Origin of the sequence: Algoriphagus sp. 4150 (genome assembly GCF_031457395.1) — a bacterium.
Taxonomy (GTDB): domain Bacteria; phylum Bacteroidota; class Bacteroidia; order Cytophagales; family Cyclobacteriaceae; genus Algoriphagus.
Genome location: NZ_JAVDWS010000023.1, coordinates 38,846 through 65,020 on the forward strand (window position 1 = coordinate 38,846; position 26,175 = coordinate 65,020).

The window sequence follows — 26,175 nt, forward strand, 5'->3', positions numbered from 1 at the left end:
TACAGGACTTTGATACATCCTGTTCAATTCAGACAAATGATAGGCGAATTGCGACAGGAAACAGTAAATTCAAATTATGAAAAATATTGCCATCCTAGTTCCGGAACAATCTGTTTTGCAAGCGATTGCCGACCCACAGTATTGCTTCTCTGCAGTCAATGATTTCCTGATCAAATCCGGAGGAGCACCTCTTTTTCATGTAGAATTGGTAGGGCTGAACCCTGAAGTCAAATTAAACGACAAACGCTATTCCGTCTTTCCCGACCAGCTTTTGCCCGCAGCAACTCCGCCGGACCTCGTGGTAATCCCTGCACTGTTTGGAGACATGAAACTGGCTGTGGAAGCGAATAAGGCCTATATTCCTTGGATCAAAGCACAGCATAAAGCCGGGACTGAAATTGCATCACTGTGTGTAGGTGCTTTTCTTCTGGGTGCTACGGGATTGCTGAATGGTAAAAAATGTTCTACACACTGGGGATTCGTCAATCTATTCCGGGAGTTCTATCCCAAAGTCGAAGTTCAGGATGGGACGATTGTGACAGAAGAAAATGGGATATACTCCAGCGGTGGGGCCAATTCCTATTGGAACTTATTACTTCATCTCGTAGAAAAATATGCGGATCGGGAGATAGCAATTTTGACTGCAAAGTACTTCGCAATAGACATAGACCGGGATAGCCAGACAGCCTTCTCCATGTTTAAAGGCCAAAAATCCCATCAGGATGAAGCAGTAAAAAAGGCCCAAGAATATATTGAGAAAAAGCTGGAAGAACGCATCACTGTGGATGTGCTCGCGAATCAAGTAGCCGTGGGAAGGAGAAGTTTCGAGCGTAGATTTAAGCGTGTCACCAATAATTCTGTGTTGGAATACATTCAGCGCGTAAAAGTGGAAGCTGCCAAGCGAAGCTTTGAAACTACCATGAAGAACATCACCGAAGTCATGTTCGACGTAGGCTACTCTGATACGAAAGCATTCCGTACTACTTTCAAAAAGATCACCGGACTCACTCCCATTGAATATAGAAATAAATACAACAAATTGGCGAGGATGAATTGAGATGGATGGCTTTGTGTAAAATCATGATTATCCGCATACGACAGCTATGGCATGATGCCTGTAGCCATATTCTCTTTGGTTTACGGGAGGGAAGACAGTAGACGGAAGAAGTGTCCTTGGCTACATGCCACCAACTGATTCAGCCCTATAATTTTTGGAAGCGGTCAAAATTAAAAGGCTCTAGTAAATACTCAATCCCATTCCCCTCGAAAGCCTGCATCGAAAACTGATTGTATGCCGTTGTGAAAATGATTGGGCTAAAAACCAAAATTTCAAGAACCCATATTGGTTTAATCCCTTTTCGCGACAAATATATTCTATTCGCGACATAAAACTGTCGCAAAAGTTGATTTTGCGACAATATTTAATTAAAATTGTCGCAAATAAAATTAATCAAATGGGTCTAAAAGACGAGCTTGAAATCATTATTGCAGCCTTGAAGTCTTTTCCTGACGGTGCAAGTCTTGAGGTGCTGAATGAGTTTCTTTCTGTCCCAATCGAAAAACGCACACTTCAAAGAAGGCTAAAGAAACTTAAGGAAAACAACTTTGTATATACAAAAGGAGGATCACATGCCACTCGGTATTTTGTTAAAAACATAGATCAGACCCTCTCAAAGACAGAAAAACTTGACGAACCACAAACGATAATCCCTCTTTCACAAGATGGGAAAGACGTTTTGGACTTGGTTTCCAGTCCTGAAACCCAAAGGACACCAGTCGGGTATGAACGCTCCTTTTTAGAAAACTATCGTCCTAATATTGACAGCTATCTCAGCAATGAAGAAAAGCGGAAGCTAGGAGAATGGGGAAAAACCAAGGACGAAAATCAGCCCGCAGGAACCTATGCCCGTGAAATCCTGAACCGCCTGTTGATTGATCTGTCGTGGAATTCGAGCCGACTGGAGGGGAACACCTATTCGTTGTTGGATACGGAATTGCTGATCCATGAAGGGCAAGCTGCCAATAATAAATCAGCCAAAGAGACGCAAATGATCCTCAATCACAAGGAGGCAATTGAGTTTTTGGTAGAATCGTCAAATGAGGCGGATTTTAACCGATACACCATTCTCAACTTACACGCTTTGCTTTCCAACAACCTATTACCCAATCCAGCTGCATCAGGAAGACTCAGAACGTTTGGGGCAGGAATTACGAATTCTGCTTTTGCCCCACTGGGAATACCTCAACTCATTGAAGATTTTTTCAACCTGATTCTTGAAAAAGCAAAACAAATAGAAAACCCATTTGAGCAGGCTTTTTTCATACTCGTTCAGCTACCCTATCTACAACCCTTTGACGATGTCAATAAGCGTGTTTCCAGATTGGCTGCCAACCTGCCATTTAATCAGCATAACCTTGCCCCGCTTTCATTTATTGATGTTCCAGAAGAGATCTATGTCAAAGGAATGCTTGGCATCTATGAGCTAAACCGCATTGAACTGTTCAAGGATGTTTTTCTATGGGCATATGAACGATCTGCCTTACGCTATGCCGCCATCCGTCAATCTTTGGGGGAACCTGATCCATTCAGAATGATATACAGAGAAGAAATTCGCGGTGCTGTTGGTCACATCGTCATGAACGCTATGGGAAAAGCAGAAGCATCCAACACAGTGAAAATAGAAGCCAGAAAGCTTCCCGATGAAGATCAGGTGAAATTCATCGAAGTGGTAGAAACAGAGCTTCTCGACCTACATGAAGGTAATTTTGTCCGCTATCGAATCAAGCCTTCTGAATTTGCGGACTGGAAAAAACGATGGGACAATCCATAAAGTAGAGGTAATTTAGGGGAGTATTTTGGGCACCCGCAAAAATCATATCACCGGGATCATTCGCAAGACGGTTATCCCATCGCTATAAGATAGGGGATTCGCAAAGAATGACCGGTCACTGAAAAATAGAATATCACTCAGACCGCATAAAAAAACAAAAAAGGCAGCCACAAATTAATGTAACTGCCTGATCTCAATGTAGCGAAGATTGAACTCGAACCATTGTCCGCCGCGGCGGATAAGAGACCGACGGGCTGAGCATCCATTAAATAAAAAAGGACACCATTTCTAGTGTCCTTCGGTGTAGCGGGGATTGGACTCGAACCAATGACCTTCGGGTTATGAGCCCGACGAGCTACCAACTGCTCCACCCCGCGATATATTTTTAATTCTAAGAATTTCTAACTTTAAGCCCTTCCGGCTGTCAATTTCGCTTCTGGCGACTAGCCTTCTCCGATATTGTGGTACAAAGGTAAGGAGAAACTCTACAAAATCAAGTACCTTTGTAAAAATTTTCTACAATGGACTCACAAAAACATCAAGCAGGATTCGTCAATATCATAGGAAAGCCAAATGTGGGCAAATCTACATTGATGAATATCCTTGTGGGTGAGCGAGTTTCGATCATAACTTCAAAGGCACAGACCACACGCCACAGAATTGTAGGCTTGACAAACTCCGAAAATTATCAAATAGTTTTTTCAGATACTCCCGGAATGCTCAAGCCCCAGTACGAGCTTCAGAAGAATATGATGAGCTTCGTAAACATCTCTTTGGAAGATGCGGATATCATCCTGTTTGTCACCGATCTATTCGAAACAGATGCGGATATTGAGCATGTGATCGAGAAAATCAACGCATCCGGAGTCCCTGTATTATTGGTTGTCAATAAAATCGATCTAGCCAAACCGGGGCAATTGGAGGAAGTTACCGGCTATTGGACATCAAGAATCAAATCTGAACTTGTTATTCCTATTTCTGCAGCAGAAAAATTCAACACAGAAAAAATAATGCAGGAAATTCTGGACAGACTCCCCGAGCATCCTGCTTTTTACGACAAAGCGGAACTTTCAGATCGATCCGAACGGTTCTTTGCCTCTGAGATCATCCGTGAGAAAATCTTTGAGAATTACAAAAAAGAAATTCCCTACAGTTCAGAAGTCTCTATAGAAGACTTCAAAGTGAAGAAAAACATAATCAGTGTCCGTGCGATCATATATGTCGAACGGGATAGCCAAAAAGGGATCATCATAGGTGACAAAGGTGCTGCGCTGAAAAAAGTAGGAATACAAGCCCGTGAAGAACTGGAAAAGTTCTTCGGCAAGAAAGTCTTCCTCGAAACCTTCGTGAAGGTGGAGCAAGACTGGAGAAAAAATAAACTGAAACTGAAAAAATTTGGGTACGACCCAACCTAATCATGGCAAATATAGTAGCGATAGTAGGAAGGCCTAACGTGGGCAAATCCACTCTTTTCAACCGTCTGGTAGAAGAACGAAAGGCGATTGAAGACAATATGAGCGGTGTCACGCGTGATCGTCACTACGGACATGCGCAGTGGGCAGGAAAGTTCTTCTCGGTGATAGACACCGGCGGGTACGTCACCGGCTCCGAGGACATGTACGAGGCCGAGATCCGAAAGCAGGTGAAGCTTGCCATCGAGGAAGCGGATGTAATTCTTTTCATCGTGGATTGCCATACAGGTCTTACCGATCTGGACAGTGAATTCGCCAAAGAACTTAGAAGCAGCAAAAAGCCTATCTATGTAGTCGCAAATAAGGCAGATAATCAAGAAAAGAGTTTCGCCGCACATGAATTTTATTCATTGGGGGTAACCGACTTTGAGGTATACCCGGTAGCTTCTGCAAGCGGAAGTGGTACGGGAGAGCTGCTGGACGCAGTGATCACTCATTTCGAAGAAGAGGGAGATGAGAATCCCGATGCGGACACTCCGAAGATTTCGATTCTTGGAAGACCAAACGTTGGGAAGTCTTCTTTCCTGAATGCCCTAATCGGCAAAGACCGCTCTATTGTAACAAATGAGGCAGGCACAACACGAGATTCCATCCATACACGTTACCAGCTCTTTGGGCAGGATTTCATCATCACAGATACTGCCGGAATCAGGAAAAAATCCAAAGTAACGGAAGATGTAGAGTTCTACTCTGTCATGCGTTCTTTAAGAACTCTGGAAGAGTCTGATGTAGTGATCGTAATGGTGGATGCCACTAGAGGTCTTGAATCTCAGGACATGAACTTGATTTCCCTTGCCATCAAAAACAACAAGGGCGTGATGATCATGGTAAACAAATGGGATTTGATCGATAAGGATCATAAAACCATGGGAAAAATCAAGGATGATATGTTGGAGAAATTGGGAGAAAACAAATGGATTCCGATCATCTTCACCTCTGTACTCGAAAAGCAAAGAATCTTCCAAGCAATAGAATTGGCAGTAAAAGTCTACGAAAATAAAACCCGTCGTATCCCTACTTCCAAGCTGAATGATGTGATGCTTGCGGAAATCGAACGCTATCCTCCACCCGCATGGAAGGGGAAATACATCAAGATTAAGTACTCCACCCAGCTTCCCACTAAAAACCCCGTATTTGCATTTTTCTGCAATTTACCCCAGTACATCAAATCTCCCTACACAAGATATTTGGAAAATAGGCTTCGTGAAAACTTTGATTTCGAGGGTGTTCCGGTGAAAATTATTTATAAAAACAAATAAATATATTTAAACGGACTATTGTTTTTTTAAACAAAACTGTAATACCTTTGCTTTGTAATTAAGAAAACCACAAAAAATGAAAAAGGTATTTGCAATTTTCGCAATCGCTAGCATGTTCGCTGTTGCTTCATGCGGTAACAAAGAAGTTAAAGAAGAGACAGTTGAGACTATCGAGGTAGTTGAAGAGCCTGTTGTAGAGGAAGAAATCATTATCGAAGAATCTGATTCTGCTGAAGTAGTTGAAGAGACTATCGAAGTTGTTGAGCCTGCTCAATAATCCTTCCTTTTCTAAATGTATTGAGTCCCGCATATGTGGGACTCTTTTTTTTGTACTTTTCGGTATGAGTGGCTCTGAAAAACTAAAGGAAATACTGGCACAAAAAATCCCGGCTGCTGCAGTCAGCTACGCAGTCAAACTGTGGGAAAAGGAGCCTTTTTCATTCAAAACCACCGCTACCCGCAAATCAAAACTGGGAGACTTCAGGTACCGAAGAGACCGACAAGTACAGACCATCACGATCAACGCAGATCTCAACCCTTACCAATTCCTCCTAACCTATATCCATGAAGTGGCACACCTCCATGCTTTCGTTAGATTTGGAATCGAAATTCCTCCACATGGGGCAGAGTGGAAATCCACTTTTCAGCAATTGATGCTCCCTATTCTTTCCGCCGAATTTTTCCCTATAGACTTATTGATTCCTCTACGCCGGCATATGAAAAACCCAAAAGCCAGTTCGGCTGCGGACCTTTTCCTAATGAAGGAAATGAGCAAATACGACGACAGAAGCGTCAATCCCGAGATTATTTTCCTATCTGATGTAAAACCCGGAAATCGATTTTTACTTTCCGGAAGGGAATTTGAAAAAGGAGAAACACGAAGGACAAGAGTACTATGTCTGGAAGTGAACTCAGGCAAAAAATACTTGATCGCCCAACTGGCTAAAGTAAAATCTTTAGACTAAAGGATTTTCAGGCTTCCTCCCAAACCTTCTGCTTACTGTGACTGATCTCTGCAAACTCATTAATCCCGCTCATCTCCTATCTGGTTTTCCGGTTGGGAAAAATCTTTTGGCTGAGGCAGATCTTTCAGGGAATTGATGCCAAAGTACTCCATGAACTTGTCCGATGTGCCATAAAGCAAAGGTCTTCCAAGTCCTTCTGATTTACCCTTGATATCAACCAACTCCTTCTCCAGAAGCTTCTGGACGGAATAATCGCTGTTGACTCCCCGGATTTGCTCAATATCACCTTTGGTCACGGGTTGCTTGTAAGCGATAATGGATAAGGTTTCCAACTGAGCTGTGGATAGTCTCTTCTGCGATTGCTGTCGCAAAAGAATACCAATGGAAGTTTGATAAGCAGGTTTGGTCAAGAACTGATACCCTCCTCCCGAATGCTCCAACTGAAAAGAAAATTCCTCTGATTGGTATTTTTCACTCAAGTCATTGATCGCCTGATCCACATGATCACCGGGAATCTCAGCTTCAAACATTTCACTCAGACACTTGACTATCTCTGCCTTGGGCAAAGGTGTAGGAGCACAAAAAATCAATGCTTCAATATGCCTGTGAAGAAAGTCCAAAACTTATTTTTTAGCAAGTTTTGCCTCAATGGAATGCATCGTATGTGGTACCGCCATCAAACGCTCTTTAGAAATCAGTTTGCCCGTATCTACACAAACGCCGTAAGTACCGTTCTTAATACGAATCAAAGCATTCTCTAGGTTGTAGATGAACTTCTGCTGTCTTGCAGCCAGCTGGTTTTGACTCTCGCGCTCCAGCGTATCCGCACCATCTTCAAGCAATTTCGATGTCGAAGCGGTAAAATCAGTGCCGCTATCATTCTTTTTACTCAATGATTCTTTCAGAGAAAGTAGTTCTTCCTTTGCGCTATCAAGTTTTTTCTGAATAATTACTTCGAATTCTTTCAATTCTTCCTGAGAATATGCGGTCTTTTCTTCCTTGCTCATAGTCTGCTAAAATTAGATAATAGTATTGGGACGGATCTTTTTAGAATTAGTTCTCTAAAATACATGGACACGTTGGATTTCCAAGTATTCTAAAGCCCGCTTTAGATCAAAAATAACCTATTCTTTTGCTCACTAACCTACCCGAAAAACTACTCTATGATTTAACCCAAAAAAGGCTTGTCAGAGAATCAGGCTCGTCACTCCATCCAAAAAACTGACAATCAGCGTACTACCATCCATTCGCTTTATTAACATCCAGAACTGTTAAAAAAATATCTTTCGCCAATCAGGACTTTGGGATTTGAACTAGCACATAACGGGCATTTATTAAGATTTGAAAAAATCATTTCTCACGGTCATTTTTCCCCGATAAATAAATCTGTAGAGAACTAAACAAAAAAAAGACTGAAGAATTGGGACTTCTCTTGTAATAGGTATAGGGAGCTCAAATGAAAGGCCGGTCGTGATGACACGAACGGCGGCAAACACATGAAAACACTTCCCTTTAGTCATTGATTTTCCCTCGCACTTACGGTGAGTTCTTTCAAATTAGCTGATCGAATTAGCGCCTGTCAGTCCGAAAATTATTTTTAACCAGTGGCCTCCTCAGTGGTCAAAAAGGCTTTCAGAAAAAAGCCATCATGCGACAGCTTTTTCCTCCAGTATCATTTTCTTTAATCTACTCCGGAGAACTAACGTGTCAGCATCTATCCTATACTTCATATTTAAGTACTGAGCGACCTCCTTGAGGTCTTTCCCATTCTGCAGATGGATCGTCTGCAGGGCTTGAGCGATAAGGTCTTTTTCCATGATTTCGGGGTGTTAAGCCTCTTAAGATACTATTTTCTACATTTTAAAATAGAAAATAATTAAAATTTTGTCGCAATTACGATGGTTTTTTTAATCGCCCTCACCTCTCCGGACAGATCATACAACTCCACCAGTAAAACATAATACCCAGGTCTTACGATCCTTCCGTTGCTATCTGTGCCTGTCCAAGAGAACAATCCGGAGGCTCCCAGTAACTCGTTTTGTGCCAATACTTGAATCAGCTGACCGGAAGTAGAATAAATCCTAAAATTCCCAATCCAGCCACTCTGGTCAAGTTCATATCGGATAGTAGTGAATGTATTTCCATTACTTCCTTCCGGGTCAAACACTTCGGGTTCGATTTGAATCAAATTCCCTTCAAATTCTCCGGTAATCACCTGAGAGTTCTTCCGTCCCGGTGTAGCATACTCTTCCATCGCCGATGCCGAATGCCAATTGGCAGGTAAAGAAGCGGGAGAAGCAGTAGAAAGACGCTCAAGTGAAACGCCCTTCGAGTCTCTCAAGAGGGGATGATGAAGGTCACCGGAATAGGAAAATAGCTCTGCAACCGTCCCTGCAGAGTCCAATAACACCACTGTACCACCGGCGATCGGATAACTTGGAAGTGTCGAAATATCCACAAATGATCCAAATGAAGATTTAGGAAAATCAAGCCTTAGCATATCCGAATTTGTGGTAATTGCCAAGAAACCTTGTGGAGGAAGAATTAATGAGCCTAGACTAAGCTGTCTTACTTGGTCTATTTCCTCCGAATTATCCAGACGTGCAAGCTTCCAGTTTTTGACTTCAAGGTAATTATCAGTCACATTAATCAACTCTACAAATTTTGGCGAGCCGGTTCTCGGGTTGAATAACAGTTCGTTTATCAACACATCTCCGATTTTTGCCTGTACAGGCAAAACAAGCTGCACAGGCTCAACTTGGATATACTCATTTTCCGAGCAATCCATTAAGCCTTTTATGCTCAGTTCGTAAACCGTATTTGGGGAAATTTCCTGCGAAAACGCAATCCGGATTTGTCCGGAGTTTGACAGAATGACTGTATCTATACCCAAAGTTGGTTCAAACGAAAAAACAGCCTTGCCAAAACCTGAAAGCAGTGGTTTTGAAAAATTCAATAACAGACTCCGGGACGAGGTGAATTCATAGGAATCAAGAACAGGTGATTTTTCATCAGGTGTCATATCAAAAACTGAATTTTGTCTCCCGGGCGTTCCCCTTGATGGATCAATCGATGCAACTAAAAGACCGCTTTGCTCACAAACATAATATGGATTCGCAATTTCCAGACTGTATCCCCCATTTGCGAATTCACTTCCTTTCCAGCTACCTGTAGAATACGAAATCATATCAACCGTATTCCCCCGAGCATCCTTTAAGCTTAGCTGATCACCGGAATTCAATAAAGTAGGCCACCCTTTTACAGGAATCACTTTTCCATATTCCCTCAAAAGTGCAGCTTGATTTTCCGCTGCCAAAAGCACAAACTCACCAGGCAATATCCATTCATCTTGAAGGTTCACGGCAGATCTCGAATTGGACCAGACAGCACCACCAAGCCTGACACCGTATTCTCCTGCATGAAAAATCTCCACATATTCAACATTAGGAAGATCGAGATCAGGTCTGGGTGCCGGCATGATCTCGTTGATCACAAGTGTTTTGGGCAGAATAAAAGTAGGATCCCAAAATTGAAAGGAAACCAGTGTGTCCCGTAGGAAATTCCCATCCAAATCAGGGATTTGTGAAATCACCACTTCATACATTTTTTCCATTTCCAGCTTCTCCTGAAAAGTCAAATACACCGAAGAATCAGCCTTGAGTTTAGCGTCTATCGGCTCCTTTCCGTCCAACTTATAGTTGATTAGAAATTCAGAGAACACCGGATCCAATGCTTCATCAAATTGGATTTCAACTTGGTTTTCATCATAGCCACGGATATGTTTGACCTTTGGAGGAGTTTTATCCTCCAGAATTTCCCCAAAATTAAAATCATCCATCAGCCATTTTGCACAGCTTCCCGTGCCTGGACCATAGCGGACTTCCAGCCGAAGAAAAACCTCTGGATTCCCGGAAAAGCCATCCGGCAAGACCAACTCAAATAGCCTGAATGACTGGTCCTCATTGCCAAACTCAACTTCTCCACCCAAAATTTCGCGTTCAGAATAATCTCCATCCAGATAGCTTCCCCAACTATAAAAAACCACTGCAGGTCTGTTACCGGAGCCATTTTTGACTGACCTTGCCCAGAATCGCACTTTTGGACCATTTAGCCCTAGCGGTGAAAGCCTAACTATAATCTCGCCGTCAAAGCTAGAAATAGGCTGTACTGCCAAAGCCCTGCTTCCATTCCTACCCAGCCCATTTGCCTGATAAATACGGGAGGAAGTCCCCCGAAGCTCATTTGCATACCAGTCCGGTAAAAATTCGTCGGGATAATTCTCGACAGCAAATTCACTTTCAAAATTCTGAATCAGATTGTTAACCTGATCTTGACTTAAGCCGTCCTGTACGAAAACAGAGAAGTAGAGCAAGTGCCAAATAAAAAATAACCCAACCATATCATTGTCAGATAAAAAGTCTAGACTAAATATACTAATCAAAATGATCTAAAACTATCTATTATGTTGACTTTTGTAGGGATTTGATTAAAATTTTTGAACAACAGGCCTGAAAATGAATCCATAGCACTTACTTTTGTGCTTCAAAAATATTCAACAACTACTTTTAAGCAGATGAAATCGAGCATGACGAAGAACGTCACACAGAAGAATGATTATCCGTTATGCGAGATTCCATATGGCCATTGAAAAACAATTATAATCATATGAAATTAGCACTGGTAGGAGCTACCGGCTTGGTAGGCTCAGAAATCCTAGAGGTGCTCGCGGAGCACAATTTCCCTTTTGACGAACTTCTATTGGTCGCCAGCGAGCGATCTGTAGGTAAACAGATCGAATACAAGGGTAAACCCTACACTGTTATCGGTCTTGCTGAGGCTGTTTCATTGAAACCTGAAGTAGCTATATTTTCTGCCGGCGGGAGCACTTCCACAGAATGGGCCCCAAAGTTTGCTGAAGTAGGGACTATCGTCATCGATAATTCTTCCGCTTGGAGAATGGATCCGACCAAAAAACTGGTCGTTCCGGAAATCAATGCAAAAGAACTTACCAAGGAAGATAAGATCATCGCAAATCCAAATTGCTCCACCATCCAGATGGTATTGGCTCTGGAGCCTTTGCGTCAGCGCTACGGCATCAAAAGAGTCGTGGTATCCACCTATCAGTCTGTGACAGGCACGGGCAAAGCAGCAGTGGATCAGATGATGGCTGAGCGTGCGGGAGAAAAGGCTGAAATGGTCTATCCCCACAAAATTGACATGAATGTACTTCCCCATATCGATGTGTTCCAAGCAAACGGATACACCAAGGAGGAAATGAAAATGATCAACGAGACAAAGAAAATCTTCAGCGACAATACAATCCAAGTGACGGCAACTACCGTGAGAATCCCAACTATGGGCGGGCACTCTGAAGCTGTCAATGTGGAGTTCAAAGAAGACTTTGATTTGGCAGAGGTTCGTGAATTGCTAGCGGCAGCTCCTGGCGTAATCGTCCAGGACGACCCGGCAAACTTCATCTACCCTATGCCGATCACCGCACATAAAAAAGACGAGGTATTTGTAGGACGCTTGAGAAGAGATGAGTCTCAGGCGAATACGCTGAATATGTGGATTGTAGCTGACAACCTTAGAAAAGGTGCAGCAACCAATGCAGTACAAATCGCTGAATACGCACTCGCAAACGGCTTGATTTAATGGATTTGACCCAGTATCATCGGGCAGACTTCCAACAATTTGTGCAGGATCATCTTACGGAAGATCCTGCACTTTTGCTTTTTAGGCATCAGGGCAAAACCGATTTTGACTTAAAAGCGGCTGTGCAACAGATTTCTGCCAGACAAAAAGCAGCGAAGAAACTTCCCTCTTGGTCTTCCAATTCCCAGTTGATTTTTCCGGCCTCTATCTCTTTGGAGCAAAGCTCATCAGAGCTCACCGCTGAATTCAAGGCAAAGGGCAGAAATGGCCAATTGATAATAGATCTCACCGGAGGCTTTGGTGTGGATAGTTATTTTTTAAGCAAAGCTTATGATAAAGCTATTTACTGCGAGCAGCAGGAGGAATTGGCGGAGATTGTAGCACATAATTTAGAGATTCTTACCCCGTCTAAATTCACTATCGCAACAGGTGATGGATTGGCCTTTTTGGCTCAGACAGAGCAGCACTTTGACCTGATCTATGCTGACCCTGCACGTAGAGGAAAAGGCAACCAAAAGCTATACAAACTGCAGGACTGCGAGCCTGATGTGGTCGGCTCATGGGAAATGATGAAAAACAAGACTGATTCAATCTTGCTGAAAGTATCTCCTATGCTAGATATTTCCCAAGCGCTCAGCGAGCTCCCCGATATCAGGAAGGTGCAGGTGATTTCTATAAAAAATGAAGTAAAAGAGTTGCTTTTACACTGGCGCAAAAGCTCCTCTGAATCTCCTGTGACAATAGAAGCAATTGATCTGGGCGTCAGTGAAACTTGTTTTTCATTTGAGCAAAACGAGGAGGAAAGAACCAATCCAACATTCGGAGAAGTAGAAAAGTACTTAATTGAGCCATTTTCGGCCATATTAAAAACCGGAGCATTTAAGATTTTTGGAGAGCGTTATGGTCTGACCAAACTCGACCCCAATAGCCATTTGTACACTTCATCTGAAGTTCCGGAGGAAATCCCCGCAAGAATATTCAAAGTGATCCGGGAAGTGCAGCCGAAAAAAGCTGAAATCAAAAAGCTATTTCCTTCAGGAAAAGTGAATGTAATCACCCGAAATTTCGCCACAGGCTCAGAAGTATTAAAGAAAAAATTGGGAGTAAAAGACGGCGGAGAAGATTTTTTGATCGGCACAAAAACCCAAAATGGTTTTAAAGTTTTCTGGTGTAGGTTGGCTTAGCTGGAATAAAAACCTTGCTGCGATAGGGATTCGAGATTACAAAGCCTGAACAGCAACAATCGAAGTCCGTTGACAATCCGGCTTCTAGAGAAGCAGAACAACTAACAACCGCGCTCTCAGTGTAATACTCCGTGATCTTTGCGGTAAAAGTAAAAATAAAAAAGTGAAGGATTACTCCTTCACTTCTTCATAATCGACGTATTCTCCGCCTTTGATATCCTTGTGGATCTTCTCCTGCTGCCGCTTAGGCACATAATCCACGACCACTTCATCCTTGGGTCTAGAGGCATGCCGCTGGGCTCGTTGCTCCTCTTTGGCCACTTCATTCACCTGCTGGGCAAACTTCGCTAATTTGCTTCTAAGAAAATAACGGATTAGCTGGCCCAGAAGCCAGCCAATCCCTAAAAGGATAACTACAAATTTTAATAATCCGCCCATCGGCTCTTTTTTTTGGTTCGAAATTATCTACTTAAATACAGATTCCGCTCTGCGTAGATTTTCAAGAAATAATCATCCATCAGATCATCGATAAAGTAAATCGCTTCACCGGTGGATTTCATTTCAGGACCCAATTCTTTATTGACTTTCGGGAATTTATGGAAAGAGAAAACAGGCTCTTTGATAGCATAACCTTTCTTATAAGGTTTGAATTCAAAGTCAGTGACTTTTTTCTCTCCCAACATCACCTTTACGGCGTAATTCACATAAGGTTCTCTATATGCCTTGCAAATAAACGGTACCGTACGGGAAGCTCTAGGATTGGCCTCAATGATGTAAACCTTGTTGTTTTTGATTGCAAACTGAATATTGATCAACCCGACAGTTCTCAGTGCAAGAGCAATTTTCTCTGTGTAAGTCTCGATTTGACGAATCACCAAATCTCCCAGATTATAGGGAGGAAGCACTGCATAAGAATCACCGGAGTGAATTCCCGCCGGCTCGATGTGCTGCATGATTCCGATGATGTACACATTCTCTCCATCACAAATCGCATCAGCTTCCGCTTCTATAGCTCCTTCCAGGAAGTGATCCAGCAAAATCTCGTTATTTGGGATATCTCTCAGCACATCGACTACATGCTGCTCAAGCTCTTTCTCGTTGATCACGATCTTCATGCCTTGGCCGCCCAGTACGTAGCTAGGACGCACCAAAAGAGGGAATCCTATCGTCTTGCAAAGCTCTAGCGCCTCATCGGTATTGTGAATAGTCCCAAACTCAGGATAAGGAACATCCAGATCTTTCAAAAGAGAAGAGAATCTTCCCCTATCTTCTGCCAAATCCAAGGCTTCGAAGCTTGTCCCGATAATCTTGATTCCGTATTTCTCCAGCTTCTCAGCAAGCTTCAAGGCAGTCTGACCACCTAGCTGCACGATCACGCCCTCAGGCTGCTCGTGAAGGATGATCTCATAGATATGCTCCCAGAATACAGGCTCAAAGTAAAGTTTATCCGCAATGTCAAAGTCAGTTGAAACTGTCTCGGGATTACAGTTGATCATGATCGTCTCGTAGCCACATTCTTTGGCAGCCAAGACTCCATGTACACAGGAATAATCGAATTCTATTCCTTGACCGACGCGGTTTGGACCGGAACCCAACACTACTACTTTTTTACGGTCTGATTTTATAGACTCATTTTCAGAGCCAAAAGAAGAGTAATAATAAGGTGTCTTCGCCTCAAATTCCGCAGCGCAGGTGTCAACTAATTTATACACCCGCTTGATGCCCATTTCCTTGTATCGCTTGTCGAAAACTTCGCTTTCCAAGCAATCCAGCAAGTGCGCAATCTGACGATCCGCATAGCCTTTACGCTTTGCCAGATCCATCAGCTCTTGAGGGATGGTATTGAGTTTATATTTCCCAATTTCCTTTTCCAGATGAATTAATTCCTCGATTTGCTTCAAAAACCACTTGTCTACCTTGGTCAAATCCTGAATCGTACGGAAAGAAATCCCAAGCTTGAATGCATCGTAGATATGGAAAAGTCTGTTCCAGCTAGGATTGGCTAAAGAGTACAAAATTTCGTCTTGATTACGAAGTTCCTTGCCGTCAGCTCCAAGTCCGTTTCGCTTGATTTCCAGAGATTGGCAAGCCTTCTGAAGAGCCTCTTGGAAGTTACGTCCAATCCCCATCACCTCACCTACCGACTTCATCGATAGTCCCAGTCTTCTGTCAGCACCCTTGAACTTATCAAAGTTCCAACGGGGCACCTTCACGATCACATAATCTATAGAAGGCTCAAAAAATGCCGAGGTTGTTCCGGTAATTGAGTTTTTCAACTCATCCAGATTATATCCTATAGCTAGTTTAGCCGCTACTTTTGCAATCGGATATCCGGTAGCTTTAGAAGCCAAAGCGGAAGAACGGGAAACACGGGGGTTGATCTCAATACCGATGATTTCTGAATTATCCGGGCTTACAGAAAACTGCACGTTACAGCCTCCCGCAAAATTCCCGATGCTGTTCATCATCGTGATGGCATAGTTTCTCATGCGCTGATACGTGGTATCCGGCAAGGTCATCGCCGGTGCTACCGTGATAGAATCACCGGTATGCACACCCATAGGATCAAAATTCTCGATAGAACAAATCACGATCATATTGCCGATATTGTCACGCATCACTTCGAGCTCGTACTCTTTCCAGCCCATAATACTCTGCTCGATCAGTACTTCGTGTACAGGAGAGGCTTGAAGGCCTGCAACAAGTGCTTTTTCAAAGTCTTCTTCTTTCTCGACAAATGCCCCACCGGCGCCACCTAGGGTATAGGAAGCTCTGATGATTAGCGGGAAACCGATTTCCTGGGCGATTTCTTTCCCCTGAAGGAAAGAGGTGGCAGTATCACCTTTACATACTCCAACACCGATTTTTTCCATCAGTGCTTTGAATTTCTCGCGATTTTCAGCTGTATCGATCGCATCGATATCCACACCGATCATCTTTACATCATACTTCGCCCACACACCACCTTTCTCGCAATCGATGGCCAGATTCAAGGCCGTCTGCCCACCCATGGTAGGAAGAACTGCGTCTATGTCCGGATGATCTTTAAGGATTTTAACGATGGATTTTTTTTCCAAAGGAAGCAAATAGACATTGTCGGCCGTGACAGGATCAGTCATAATAGTCGCCGGATTCGAGTTGATCAGCGTGACAGTGATCCCTTCTTCGCGAAGTGACCTGGCTGCCTGTGAGCCTGCGTAATCAAATTCGCAAGCTTGACCAATGACGATGGGACCTGAACCAATGATGAGAACGTGCTTTATACTGCTATCTTTAGGCATTAGAGAGGGAGATTGATGGGAAAGTTTTGCTTAAGTCCAAATTGGGGCAAAATTAGAAAAATATTCCGAAGAGGCACGGTAAAACCCTAAAGAAATCAAAAACAGTATTTAAATACCTTTCAATTTTTCCTCGTAATTATTCCGTTTTTGGCAAAGAATTGAGTTGGTTTTACTTGGTAAACCAATAAATGGCGTTTATTATTGTCTAATCATTAAGATCAAGAGGAATTTAATCTGTCGTTCCTATTTTTCGATAAATCCAAAATAGTAAAACAGCCTATAGATGAATAAAAGAATAATCACGCTTGGCGAAATCATGCTCCGTCTATCCACTCCGGGGCACGACCGCTTTGTAAACACACAATCTTACGAAGTAAATTACGGAGGAGCAGAAGCAAATGTGGCTGTTTCCCTGGCCTACTGGGGGCTGTCTGCAGCTCATGTGACTTCATTCCCGGATCACGAAATCGGGAAAGCTGCGGTAAGCAGGCTTGGATTTGCAGGAGTAGACACTTCGTTTATTCGCTACAATGAAGGAAGAATGGGTGTGTATTTTGTGGAAAACGGCGCTATGCAGCGCTCATCAAAAATCATCTATGATCGCTTTGATTCGGCATTTGCTCAGGTCAATGTGGAAGATTTTGATTGGGAAACAATATTTGAAGGCGCGGACTGGTTTCACTGGACAGGAATTACTCCGGCAATTTCCCAATCCGCCGCAGATCTTTGCAAAGCTGCAGTACTCGCAGCTTCTAGACTTGGTGTGAAAATAAGTGCCGACATCAATTACCGTAGAAATCTATGGCAATACGGCAAAGGCCCCATGGATGTCATGCCTGAACTGATAGAACCTTCCCACTTGATTATTGCAGGATTGACGGACTTCGAAAACTGTATGGGAATCGAAGAGACTGACTACCTGCAAGCCTGCAAAAAAGCAAAAAGCATGTGTCCTTCCCTAAAATACGTTTCAACCACACACCGTGATTCAATCAGTGCTTCTGAAAACAACCTAAGCGGAGTTCTTTGGAACGGGGAATTTCTACTGGAATCCAAGGCCTATGAGATGACCCATATCGTGGATAGAATTGGGGGCGGCGATGCCTTCATGGCAGGGCTGATCTATGGCTTACTTCATTCAGATGATCAGAATGCATTGGATTTTGCTGTTGCCGCCTCGGTATTGAAGCACTCTATTCCGGGAGATGCAAACTTCGTCTCTCTCGATGAGGTCAATCAGCTGGTGGAAGGAAAAAATGTAGGTAAACTTTTACGCTAAAATAAGTATGAAATCGAGCATGACTCAAGAGGCGCACACTGCAATGATGTTAAACCCTGCGAGATTCCATATGACCATTGAAAAACTATTATAAACATATGAAATTTTCACAAAGTGAAATGCTACAAGCCATGAGCGAGACAGGAATGATCCCTGTATTCAATCATGAAGATATAGAAGTGGCAAAAGGCGTACTCGACGCCTCGTACAGAGCAGGAATTCGGGTTTTTGAATTCACAAACCGGGCGACTAACTCTCTGGATGTTTTCACAGAGCTTTACTCCTATGCCGGCAAATACCCCGATATGGTTATGGGAATCGGCACCATCTTCACCACTGAAGACGCAAATGCCTTTATAGATGCCGGGGCTGATTTTATCGTTTCTCCGGCTTTGATCCCGGAACTAGCCGTGTTTTGTAATTCAAAGGAAGTCTTTTGGATTCCCGGCTGTGCGACCATGTCTGAGATTTTTCAGGCAAAAAAGCTTGGAGCTACCTTAGTGAAAGCATTCCCGGGAAATGTAGTAGGATCGGCATTTGTAGCTGCCGCCAAGTCCGTCTATCCTGAGCTGCACATTATGCCTACAGGTGGTGTAGAACCTACCGAAGAGAACCTGAAGGAATGGTTTGATGCAGGCGTGTATTGCGTTGGGATGGGATCACAGCTTTTCAAGAAAGACTGGATCAAAAATCAGCAATTTGATTTGCTGGAGAATAAAATTGCCGAAACGCTACAGGTGATTAAAGGTATTAAATAAGTAGTTTAAGTGGTAGGATACGTTCTTACCACTTACAAATTTCATTTTTCCGAAAAGGTGATTAACTCATAATACTGCTCCAATAACGGCACTCCAAAATTTCGTGATTTCATTTCGCTGATCTTACGAAAGCCCATCCTTTCATACAAACTGACCGCGGCATCCAGTCCTGATGTGGTATACAAATAAGCAGCTTCGTAGTTAGCTTCCCTGTAGAACTCCATCCACTCTTTCATCAGTCTGCTTCCTATTCCCAGTCCACGAAATTCCTTTGCCAAAATAAAATACCGCAACTGGGCGCGGTTTGCAGGACGATGCATGAGCAATACAAAACCGATCATTTTCCCTTCACTCTCCACCACCCACACACGGTCTTTCTGTGGATGGTATGCACGATAGAATTCCAGCAAGCTTTCCATGACATAGGCCTCAAAGCCCAATCCAAAGTCATGCTCTTCGGAATAGACTTTACCGTGCAAGGCAGCCACCTGCCCAAGATCACCGGGTTTAAGTGTATTTCTGATCATGTAATTGGCTGTCTCTTGCATGCTATCAAAATATAAAAAAATGATGAAATCTTCTTATTCAATAAGGCAAAAACTTCTACGCGGCAATAAAGTGAATAAGGCTTGGACATAAGATAGTCAAGACCACCCTGAATTTCAACAAATCCAGCTTCTGGAGAAGCAAGAAAACTGTGGACTCTGCGGTTAAGTAGGCTCTCCGGATGGCTTTGCCTTCCTGCCCACCGGCGGGCACTCAGCCTGACATCACACCCGCACCCTCTGCGTAAACCTTTGCGTTCACTGCGGTTAAACCAAAAAAATAGCCGACCAAATCGGCCGGCTATCCATTAATCTTCGGTGTAGTTGAAGCTGTCAATCTGCTCCTTGATCCAGTCATAGTATTTTTCCTTACGGAACTCAGCCCATTCGGTTTTGTACTTAGAATCCTCGATCAAAAACTTAAATGCCGTATTTGCTTTCGGTTTGGTCAGGGAACTAACCAAATCTTCCGCAAGATTTCTTTCTTTGACCCGCCGATCTATAAAGTCCTGCATCATCTGATGCTCTTGGGCCGGTTCCATCTGGGTAAACTCGGCATAATTGTCCGGGTTTTCTTCAATTTCATCCAGTACATCTTCTTCTGCCTCAGTCAGATCATAATTATAATAATCCTCATCATCCGGCATCTGATGAATTCTTTTCTTATCGATCTGATAGAAACAGATCATTCCTTTGAGTAATTGTGTTGAGATAAGGTCTATCTCCTTTTCGGTAAGGGAAAGCATTGATGGTTTACAAAATTTTCAGAAAAATAGTGAATGTCGAATTCTGATCAAACTCTATTGTTAATTAAGCGATTAAAGTGCCAATATAGTTGGATTTACCCACTTGAATCAAGAATTTTTGAAAGCAATCCTACATCAATTTCGTGTCCTCCCGAAAAAGTCATCTTTTTCACCGTTTTACCCAAGTTCCTGATCAATTCTCTCTGTATTTCAAGGCTTTCCGGCGTGACAAATTCGTCCCGATCTCCTATGGCCAATGTAATTTCGGTTTGTGAAAATTTCTCCCGCACATCGTCCAAAACCATGTCTTGGGCAAAACCTCCTGCCCAAAGCACCAGCCGACTCACTTCACCTGTCCATCTACTTGCCCAACGTGTGGCAGTAGCCGCTCCCTGTGAGAATCCCAGCACATTGACTGTCGGCATTTCCCTATACTGCGAAAGTAGATTGTCCATCAAAAGATCCAGGTAAGTATGATTGTTTTGGATGGCTACTTCCCGTTCATACTTTGTCATCCAGTTCGCCCCCACTCTCCCCGAAAAACCATTGAGATAACCGTAATTCGTCCCTTCAGGAGCTACAAAGAGCCGATCAGAGGAATCAAAATCCTGAAACTTTCTGATGAAAAACTCGGCCAATTGCCCGTATCCATGCAACACCAGCCAGATCTCCTTCTCTTGGAAAGTAGGCTCATGTGAAACTGAATAGTGCGCCTGATACTGAAAACTGATACTTTTCTTCAAAACTCTATGCGTTCAGATCGTCAAATTTGAAAGGTAAAAGCGTCTGAATCCCCTGAAATCGGAGTACGGAGCCATCGGGATTTTGAATAAGGATGATGATTGGCTGATTAAATCTCATTTCTACTTCATTGATCGTCTGCCGACAAAGTCCGCAAGGGGAAACTCCCGCCCAGATCTCATCTCCTTTTCTACGCGCCACTATTGCGATTTCCTTCACTGCAAGATCCGGAAAGTTTGCTCCCGCATAGCCAAGTACCAGCCGCTCAGCGCAAACTCCCACCGGGAAACTTACATTTTCCTGATTACTGGATTGTAGAATTTCACCGGATTCTAGCCGGACAGCTGCTCCCACATGAAAGTCAGAATAAGGCGCATAGGCTTTTTCAGACACTTTTCTCGCCCGCATCATCAGTTGCTGATTTTCTACAGTCAATTCCTCCCATGCCAGTTCTTCAAACTCAGCTTCTATTTTTATTTTCTTACTCATCTTTCTATAAATTGGAGTTTTCCTAACGATTAAGGTAGGAATTTGTTCCTTTTTATATTCTTGTTGCATTTTTTACCCTAAAATATATTTTCCATTTTAGCCTCGGTAATTCTATAGCACATGCATACAATCCTGATTTTAGGCGGTGGAAAATCCGCTATTTTTCTGATCGATTTTCTGGCAAAAAGCTGCCAAACTAAAGACCGACAATTAATCTTGGCGGATATTAATCCGGATTCCGCAACCAAAAAACTTAAAAATCAGCCAAATACCCAAGCACGCCAACTTGACATTGAGGACAGGGAATCCCGACAGGCACTTATCAGAGAGGCCGATGTGGTGATTTCTATGCTGCCTGCTTTTATGCATCCGTTGGTGGCAAAGGATTGTCTGCATTTTGGAATCCATTTTTTCTCGGCTTCTTACGAATCTGAAGAAATGCGTGAAATGAAGTCGGAAATCGAAGCAAAAGGCTTGTTTTTCCTGAATGAATGCGGCTTGGATCCGGGAATAGACCACATGTCTGCCATGCAGATCATCCATTCCGCAAAATCAAAGGGCGAGGAAATCCTCTCTTTCAAATCCTACTGCGGCGGACTTCTGGCACCTGAGTCAGAGGATAATCCCTGGAAATACAAGTTCACTTGGAATCCAAGGAACGTGGTGCTCGCAGGTCAGGGAACTTCCCGCTACATAGAAAATGGCGATTTGAAATTTGTCCCTTATCATCAGCTTTTCAACCGGCTAGAAACTATTCAATTTCCCGGACTGGGAGATTTTGACGGCTATCCCAATCGGGATTCGCTCAGCTACAGACGGGTGTATGGACTGAAGAATATCGGCACCATTCTCCGCGGCACGCTAAGAAGGTCCGGCTTCTGCAAAGCTTGGAACGTCTTTGTGCAGTTGGGGATGTGCGACGATAGTTTTCAGATGAATCTGCCCGAAGGAACAACATTAAGACAATTTTTAAACGCATTCTTGCCTTACGATCCTCAGCTTTCTGTAGAAGAAAAACTCGGAAATCTGATCCCTGATTTTGATTTCCCGACTTGGGAGAAAATCCAGTGGCTGGGATTATTTGGGAATGACTTGCTCCCTAGAACAGATGGCTCACCTGCGGTAATTCTTCAAGCTATTCTTGAAAAGAACTGGAAGCTTTACCCAGAAGACAAAGATATGATCGTAATGCAGCACCTCTTCCAAGTCAAAACCGCAGAAGGCATCAGGGAAATCAGATCTAGTTTGGTGTGCTTTGGCGAAGATGACACCTATACAGCCATGGCAAAGACAGTGGGGCTTCCGCTGGCAATTGCTGTTGACCTATTTCTGGATGGAAAGATTAAACTGAAAGGTCTCCACGTCCCCGTGCTTCCGGAGATTTACAATCCGGTTTTGGCTGCGCTGGAAGACTATGGAATCAGCTTTCAAGAGCAAGAAAAGCTATATGATTCCGCCTAAGTTTTTGAAACAATGCCATCCAAGCCAGCTTATTTCACCCTTCCACTACTCCCCTGGATTCCAATCCGCAGGAGGATTAACTACTGAATCATCCACCTCTCTGCAATCATCCGGAACAACCCCTACATTCTGTCTAAAATCAAGTTCCGTACCCTTGATATACACACGCCGGGAAGTCTCCCCTGCAGCAATAAAATAACCCAGAACCACCTCGTCAGGATCATCCAGACTAATCATATTCCCTCGAATACTGGCCGGAGGCGGATCAAAGACAGAACCTCTGGTCTCGGATTGCTGCTTTACCAAGCGAAGAAAACGGAACGCCTCAGCAGTAATGCTAAGTTGTCTTAAATCCACACGAAATGTATTGACAAACCGTAATCCATCATCCAGAACAAATCCTGCTTTTATCCTTGTCCTCAAGCCATTGAAATTTTCATCACTTGCAATAAAAAATGAATTATTGCCTGTAGTTTCCGATTTGTAGCAGACAGGGCAACAGCCTTTTGGAGCAGGTGCCTTAGTCACCGGGTCAATGTATAGCTCCGGCCTGGTTTCCAGCACGTAAGTTGCCCTGCTGTTTCTCCAGTAATAGAAGTTGCTTTCTTCTTCAGGATCATCTACTTCCACTATAAAACCCACCCCGGAAGCATCATTTATTTCTCCTTCCACAGGAATTCGTTCGCTTTGATAAGTAAGGTTCCCGATAGGCGGAACATCTTTCACCTGCTCAGGAAGTGAAGTATATACCTTGCCGTCGACCAATTGAATCTGTAATGTATAAGACCTTCCCACTATAGCCGCAAAATCCGCCGGCGTATAGTAATTGCCCCGGCTTCCCACATTCTCCCCGAGCAAAGTTACGTTCCCCAAATCATCCTTCACAATCACCGTGGCCCCCGTGACCGGCTCTACTACCCCTTCGAATATACTCCCATAGGTATCACTTCTCGTCAACCGGACGGTATGCGTCCCTACCTTGCTGGTAATTGTCCCCTCCACTGTCAAAAGCTGAAGGCCTTTGTCCACTCTTGTCTCGTAAGGATCGATACAAGAAGCTGTCGCTAGTAAGACAATATAAATGAGCTTTTTATACATTGGTCAAAACTTAATCGAGTAACTGATACTGGGAAGTGGGACACCTAAAATGGCAAGTTTCATAGCCTGGGGAGGGGCACCCAATTTGTCCACGAAGAAAAGTGAGAAAGGATTTTTCCTGGCATAAACATTCATCACAGAAAATGTCCAATCTCCGTCAAAGAACTTCCCTTCACCAACAAGCTTGAAGTTAATGGCCAAATCAAGGCGGTGGAAGTCCGGAAGACGCCGCTCATTTCTTCGATTGAAATAAGCCAATGAATTGCCTGAATAGGAAAACTTTGCTTCCGGGTAAGTAATTGGCCTACCGGTACTATAACCAAAAGTACCTGAAACAGAAGTATTGGCACTTAGCTTATAATTCCCAATAACCGTGACATCATAAGGCTTGTCGTAATTGGAAGCATACCATTCGCCGTCATTGATTTTCTCCTCCTCGTAACGTGTGAGCACTCGTCTCAAACTTCTGGAGTAAGTATAGGATACCCACCCCGTCAATCGGCCTAGATTCTTTTTTACATACAATTCGATCCCATAAGCTTTCCCTTTTGCAGGCACCAGCTCTGTCTCGGGATTATTTTGCAAGATCAGATTTGCACCATCCTTATAGTCCATCACATTCTGAATGTCTTTATAATAGACTTCGATGGAGGTTTCGAAAATATTTCCCTTGAAATTATTGTAAAAGCCCAGAGAATATTGATCCACTACCTGTGGCTTCATGAACGTATCACTCAGCTTCCAAACATCCGTCGGAGCAATAGTTGCTGTATTGGAAATCAAATGGATAAACTGATACATTTTATTGTATCCGGCTTTGATGGAACTGCTTTTTGAAAAAGAATAACGCAACAACCCTCTGGGGCCTATGCCATCGTAGCCCCTAATCTTTTCACCTGCTCCGTAGGTAGTCTCTCCGGTAACGGTTTCATCCGAAATAGGCTGATCTTCCGCATACTCTCTTACCGTTCTTAGCCCCAAGTATTGATACAGATCATAGCGTATCCCATAGGATACTCCCAATTTTTCTCCAATCTCAAATTCATGCTGGAAATGAATGGCTGACTCCCTGCCAAATTCATCCTGGACTTTCTGCGGCAAAATCCCCTCATCAAGTCCATTTGGAATTAATTCCCCAGGCTGGATTTTCAATTGCTTGTAGTCAGCTCCAAAGCCGATTTTATTGGATTCAGATAATGAATAGCTCATAAAGAGTTTTGCACCATAGTCTTGGATTCCGGAGTTTAGGTAAAAATCATTGATCCCTGAGCGGTTGAAAATACTGTAGTCATATTGGGTATGGTACCCCAATACTTCAAGGCTAAGGCTCTGTGACAAAACACTTTTCCATTGTAAGGAATGACTGGTGTTGGCCCAAGAGATTGTCGTGTCTGAGGCTAAAGCAAAGTCATCATAACTTCGATAAAAGCTGTAGCTGAATTCATTTTTATCTGAAATCGGTGCTGAAATAATCAGATTTCCATCATAAAAATTAGCTCTTGAGTTTTTTAGATCAGGATTGCTTAGCGAGTTCAAAAACCAATTAATATACGATCCTCTAATCCCTCCAAGCACAGATACTTTGTCCTTGATTAAGGGTCCATGGAACGATACTTTACCTGACACATTACTGACCATCAGACCAGCTCCCCACTTGGCAACACTCCCAGACTTTGGGGTGATATCCAAAATAGACGAGCCTCTTCCTCCATAACGCGATGGGATCACAGATTTATAAAGAGTGACATCATTTACAAGATCCGCATTAAAGGAAGTGTACAAACCAAAAAGGTGTGAGGAATTATAAATCGGGGCACCTGCAAACAGTATCAAATTCTGATCTGCCCCACCTCCACGCACGTTCAACCCTGCCGAGGCCTCGCCCACCTGACTTACGCCGGGCAAAGCCGCCATAGAACGGATAATATCTACCTCCCCCAGAAATGGAGGAAGTTCTTTGATGGCATTCATATTCAGGGTAATAGTCCCCATATCTGTGGCACGGATATTTTTCTCCGGGTTTCTTCCAAAAATCACCACGTCATCCAGCTGAAAATCTTTCCGGATCATTTTGATTGAGACCCTTCCCTCACCTACCGCTACAATAGGATAATCCACCGTCTCATAACCTACATAGCGAAATTGAAGGTTGTATTCAGCTCGATCCAGAATCAACTCAAAAGCCCCACTTTTGTTTGTTATACTATTTACACTGATCTCCGGCACTGTCACCATCACTCCGACCAGTGCTTCTCCGGTAATTTCATCGATGATTTTTCCCGAAATTTTGATTCCTTTGAGCTGTCCGATATCATTTCCTACCACCTCTCTTTTCACAGAAGTAGTCTGCGAAAAACCAAAATGGGAAACGATCAGAAAAAACAAGAGTATATATTTTTTCATATACGCAG

The 26,175-nt window shown here is 43.3% G+C and carries 23 protein-coding genes and 1 tRNA gene; 11 read left to right on the plus strand and 13 right to left on the minus strand.

Annotated elements, in window-relative coordinates; translation table 11 throughout:
* Positions 1-76 precede the first annotated feature (76 nt).
* Together J2X69_RS21170 and J2X69_RS21175 are read left to right on the plus strand one after the other, a co-directional pair.
* Positions 77-1,057, plus strand: coding sequence for a helix-turn-helix domain-containing protein (locus J2X69_RS21170; protein WP_310107834.1), 981 nt, complete (start codon positions 77-79; stop codon positions 1,055-1,057).
* A 397-nt stretch (positions 1,058-1,454) separates the two neighbouring features.
* Positions 1,455-2,831, plus strand: a complete 1,377-nt coding sequence (locus J2X69_RS21175) for a Fic family protein (protein ID WP_310107837.1) — start codon at positions 1,455-1,457, stop codon at positions 2,829-2,831.
* 304 nt (positions 2,832-3,135) lie between these two features.
* Here J2X69_RS21175 and J2X69_RS21180 read toward each other — a convergent pair.
* Positions 3,136-3,208 (minus strand) — tRNA-Met (locus J2X69_RS21180).
* 144 nt (positions 3,209-3,352) lie between these two features.
* Here J2X69_RS21180 and era point away from each other — a divergent pair.
* From era to J2X69_RS21200, 4 genes are all read left to right on the plus strand, one after another.
* Complete coding sequence (gene era / locus J2X69_RS21185) at positions 3,353-4,246, plus strand: GTPase Era (RefSeq protein WP_310107840.1); 894 nt, start codon at positions 3,353-3,355, stop codon at positions 4,244-4,246.
* Between the two features lie 2 nt (positions 4,247-4,248).
* Entirely contained in the window at positions 4,249-5,562 is a 1,314-nt protein-coding gene (gene der, locus J2X69_RS21190; RefSeq protein WP_310107842.1) for a ribosome biogenesis GTPase Der, read from the plus strand.
* A 76-nt stretch (positions 5,563-5,638) separates the two neighbouring features.
* The gene (locus J2X69_RS21195) at positions 5,639-5,839 is read left to right on the plus strand and encodes a hypothetical protein (RefSeq protein WP_310107844.1); all 201 of its coding nucleotides are present in this window, start codon (positions 5,639-5,641) and stop codon (positions 5,837-5,839) included.
* 64 nt (positions 5,840-5,903) lie between these two features.
* On the plus strand, positions 5,904-6,527 hold the full coding sequence (locus J2X69_RS21200) for a SprT-like domain-containing protein (RefSeq protein WP_310107846.1): 624 nt from the start codon (positions 5,904-5,906) through the stop codon (positions 6,525-6,527).
* 59 nt (positions 6,528-6,586) lie between these two features.
* Here the strand turns inward: J2X69_RS21200 and scpB are convergent, their stop codons facing one another.
* From scpB to J2X69_RS21220, 4 genes are all read right to left on the minus strand, one after another.
* Positions 6,587-7,147: an SMC-Scp complex subunit ScpB gene (gene scpB, locus J2X69_RS21205; RefSeq protein ID WP_310107848.1), complete on the minus strand. Its 561-nt coding sequence runs from the start codon at positions 7,145-7,147 to the stop codon at positions 6,587-6,589.
* A gap of 3 nt (positions 7,148-7,150) precedes the next feature.
* Positions 7,151-7,534, minus strand: coding sequence for a TraR/DksA C4-type zinc finger protein (locus tag J2X69_RS21210; protein WP_310107850.1), 384 nt, complete (start codon positions 7,532-7,534; stop codon positions 7,151-7,153).
* 639 nt (positions 7,535-8,173) lie between these two features.
* Positions 8,174-8,344 (minus strand): hypothetical protein, encoded by a 171-nt coding sequence (locus J2X69_RS21215; RefSeq protein ID WP_310107852.1) that lies wholly within the window; start codon positions 8,342-8,344, stop codon positions 8,174-8,176.
* A gap of 59 nt (positions 8,345-8,403) precedes the next feature.
* Positions 8,404-10,926, minus strand: a complete 2,523-nt coding sequence (locus J2X69_RS21220) for a lamin tail domain-containing protein (RefSeq protein ID WP_310107854.1) — start codon at positions 10,924-10,926, stop codon at positions 8,404-8,406.
* 266 nt (positions 10,927-11,192) lie between these two features.
* Here J2X69_RS21220 and J2X69_RS21225 point away from each other — a divergent pair, with 266 nt between their 5' ends.
* Positions 11,193-12,182 carry an aspartate-semialdehyde dehydrogenase gene (locus J2X69_RS21225; protein ID WP_310107856.1) on the plus strand — a complete coding sequence of 330 codons (990 nt, stop codon included), beginning with the start codon at positions 11,193-11,195 and terminating at the stop codon, positions 12,180-12,182.
* Positions 12,182-13,366, plus strand: a complete 1,185-nt coding sequence (locus tag J2X69_RS21230; protein WP_310107858.1) for a class I SAM-dependent methyltransferase — start codon at positions 12,182-12,184, stop codon at positions 13,364-13,366. The genes J2X69_RS21225 and J2X69_RS21230 overlap by 1 nt, the downstream gene beginning before the upstream one ends.
* A 171-nt stretch (positions 13,367-13,537) precedes the next feature.
* On the opposite strand, the gene J2X69_RS21235 is transcribed toward J2X69_RS21230, so the two are convergent.
* Together J2X69_RS21235 and carB are read right to left on the minus strand one after the other, a co-directional pair.
* A complete protein-coding gene (locus J2X69_RS21235; RefSeq protein ID WP_310107861.1) occupies positions 13,538-13,804 on the minus strand; it encodes a DUF4834 family protein in 267 nt (88 codons plus the stop codon).
* Between the two features lie 23 nt (positions 13,805-13,827).
* The gene (gene carB / locus J2X69_RS21240) at positions 13,828-16,647 is read right to left on the minus strand and encodes a carbamoyl-phosphate synthase large subunit (RefSeq protein ID WP_310107863.1); all 2,820 of its coding nucleotides are present in this window, start codon (positions 16,645-16,647) and stop codon (positions 13,828-13,830) included.
* Between the two features lie 283 nt (positions 16,648-16,930).
* On the opposite strand from carB, the gene J2X69_RS21245 reads away from it, so the two are divergent.
* Together J2X69_RS21245 and J2X69_RS21250 are read left to right on the plus strand one after the other, a co-directional pair.
* Complete coding sequence (locus J2X69_RS21245) at positions 16,931-17,926, plus strand: sugar kinase (RefSeq protein ID WP_310107865.1); 996 nt, start codon at positions 16,931-16,933, stop codon at positions 17,924-17,926.
* 98 nt (positions 17,927-18,024) lie between these two features.
* Positions 18,025-18,684 (plus strand): bifunctional 4-hydroxy-2-oxoglutarate aldolase/2-dehydro-3-deoxy-phosphogluconate aldolase, encoded by a 660-nt coding sequence (locus J2X69_RS21250; protein WP_310107868.1) that lies wholly within the window; start codon positions 18,025-18,027, stop codon positions 18,682-18,684.
* Between the two features lie 41 nt (positions 18,685-18,725).
* On the opposite strand, the gene J2X69_RS21255 is transcribed toward J2X69_RS21250, so the two are convergent.
* The 4 genes from J2X69_RS21255 to J2X69_RS21270 form a co-directional block, all read right to left on the minus strand.
* Positions 18,726-19,232, minus strand: coding sequence for a GNAT family N-acetyltransferase (locus J2X69_RS21255; RefSeq protein ID WP_310107870.1), 507 nt, complete (start codon positions 19,230-19,232; stop codon positions 18,726-18,728).
* 305 nt (positions 19,233-19,537) lie between these two features.
* On the minus strand, positions 19,538-19,975 hold the full coding sequence (locus tag J2X69_RS21260; protein ID WP_310107872.1) for a UPF0158 family protein: 438 nt from the start codon (positions 19,973-19,975) through the stop codon (positions 19,538-19,540).
* Positions 19,976-20,070: 95 nt separating this feature from the next.
* Entirely contained in the window at positions 20,071-20,718 is a 648-nt protein-coding gene (locus tag J2X69_RS21265) for an alpha/beta hydrolase (protein WP_310107874.1), read from the minus strand.
* Positions 20,719-20,722: 4 nt separating this feature from the next.
* Positions 20,723-21,205 carry a cytidine deaminase gene (locus tag J2X69_RS21270; protein ID WP_310107876.1) on the minus strand — a complete coding sequence of 161 codons (483 nt, stop codon included), beginning with the start codon at positions 21,203-21,205 and terminating at the stop codon, positions 20,723-20,725.
* Positions 21,206-21,325: 120 nt separating this feature from the next.
* Between J2X69_RS21270 and J2X69_RS21275 the strand changes: the two genes are divergently transcribed.
* Positions 21,326-22,666, plus strand: coding sequence for a saccharopine dehydrogenase C-terminal domain-containing protein (locus J2X69_RS21275; protein ID WP_310107878.1), 1,341 nt, complete (start codon positions 21,326-21,328; stop codon positions 22,664-22,666).
* 45 nt (positions 22,667-22,711) lie between these two features.
* Here the strand turns inward: J2X69_RS21275 and J2X69_RS21280 are convergent, their stop codons facing one another.
* Together J2X69_RS21280 and J2X69_RS21285 are read right to left on the minus strand one after the other, a co-directional pair.
* Entirely contained in the window at positions 22,712-23,764 is a 1,053-nt protein-coding gene (locus J2X69_RS21280; RefSeq protein ID WP_310107881.1) for a DUF4249 domain-containing protein, read from the minus strand.
* A 3-nt stretch (positions 23,765-23,767) separates the two neighbouring features.
* Positions 23,768-26,167, minus strand: a complete 2,400-nt coding sequence (locus J2X69_RS21285) for a TonB-dependent receptor (RefSeq protein WP_310107883.1) — start codon at positions 26,165-26,167, stop codon at positions 23,768-23,770.
* Between the last annotated feature and the right edge of the window lie 8 nt (positions 26,168-26,175).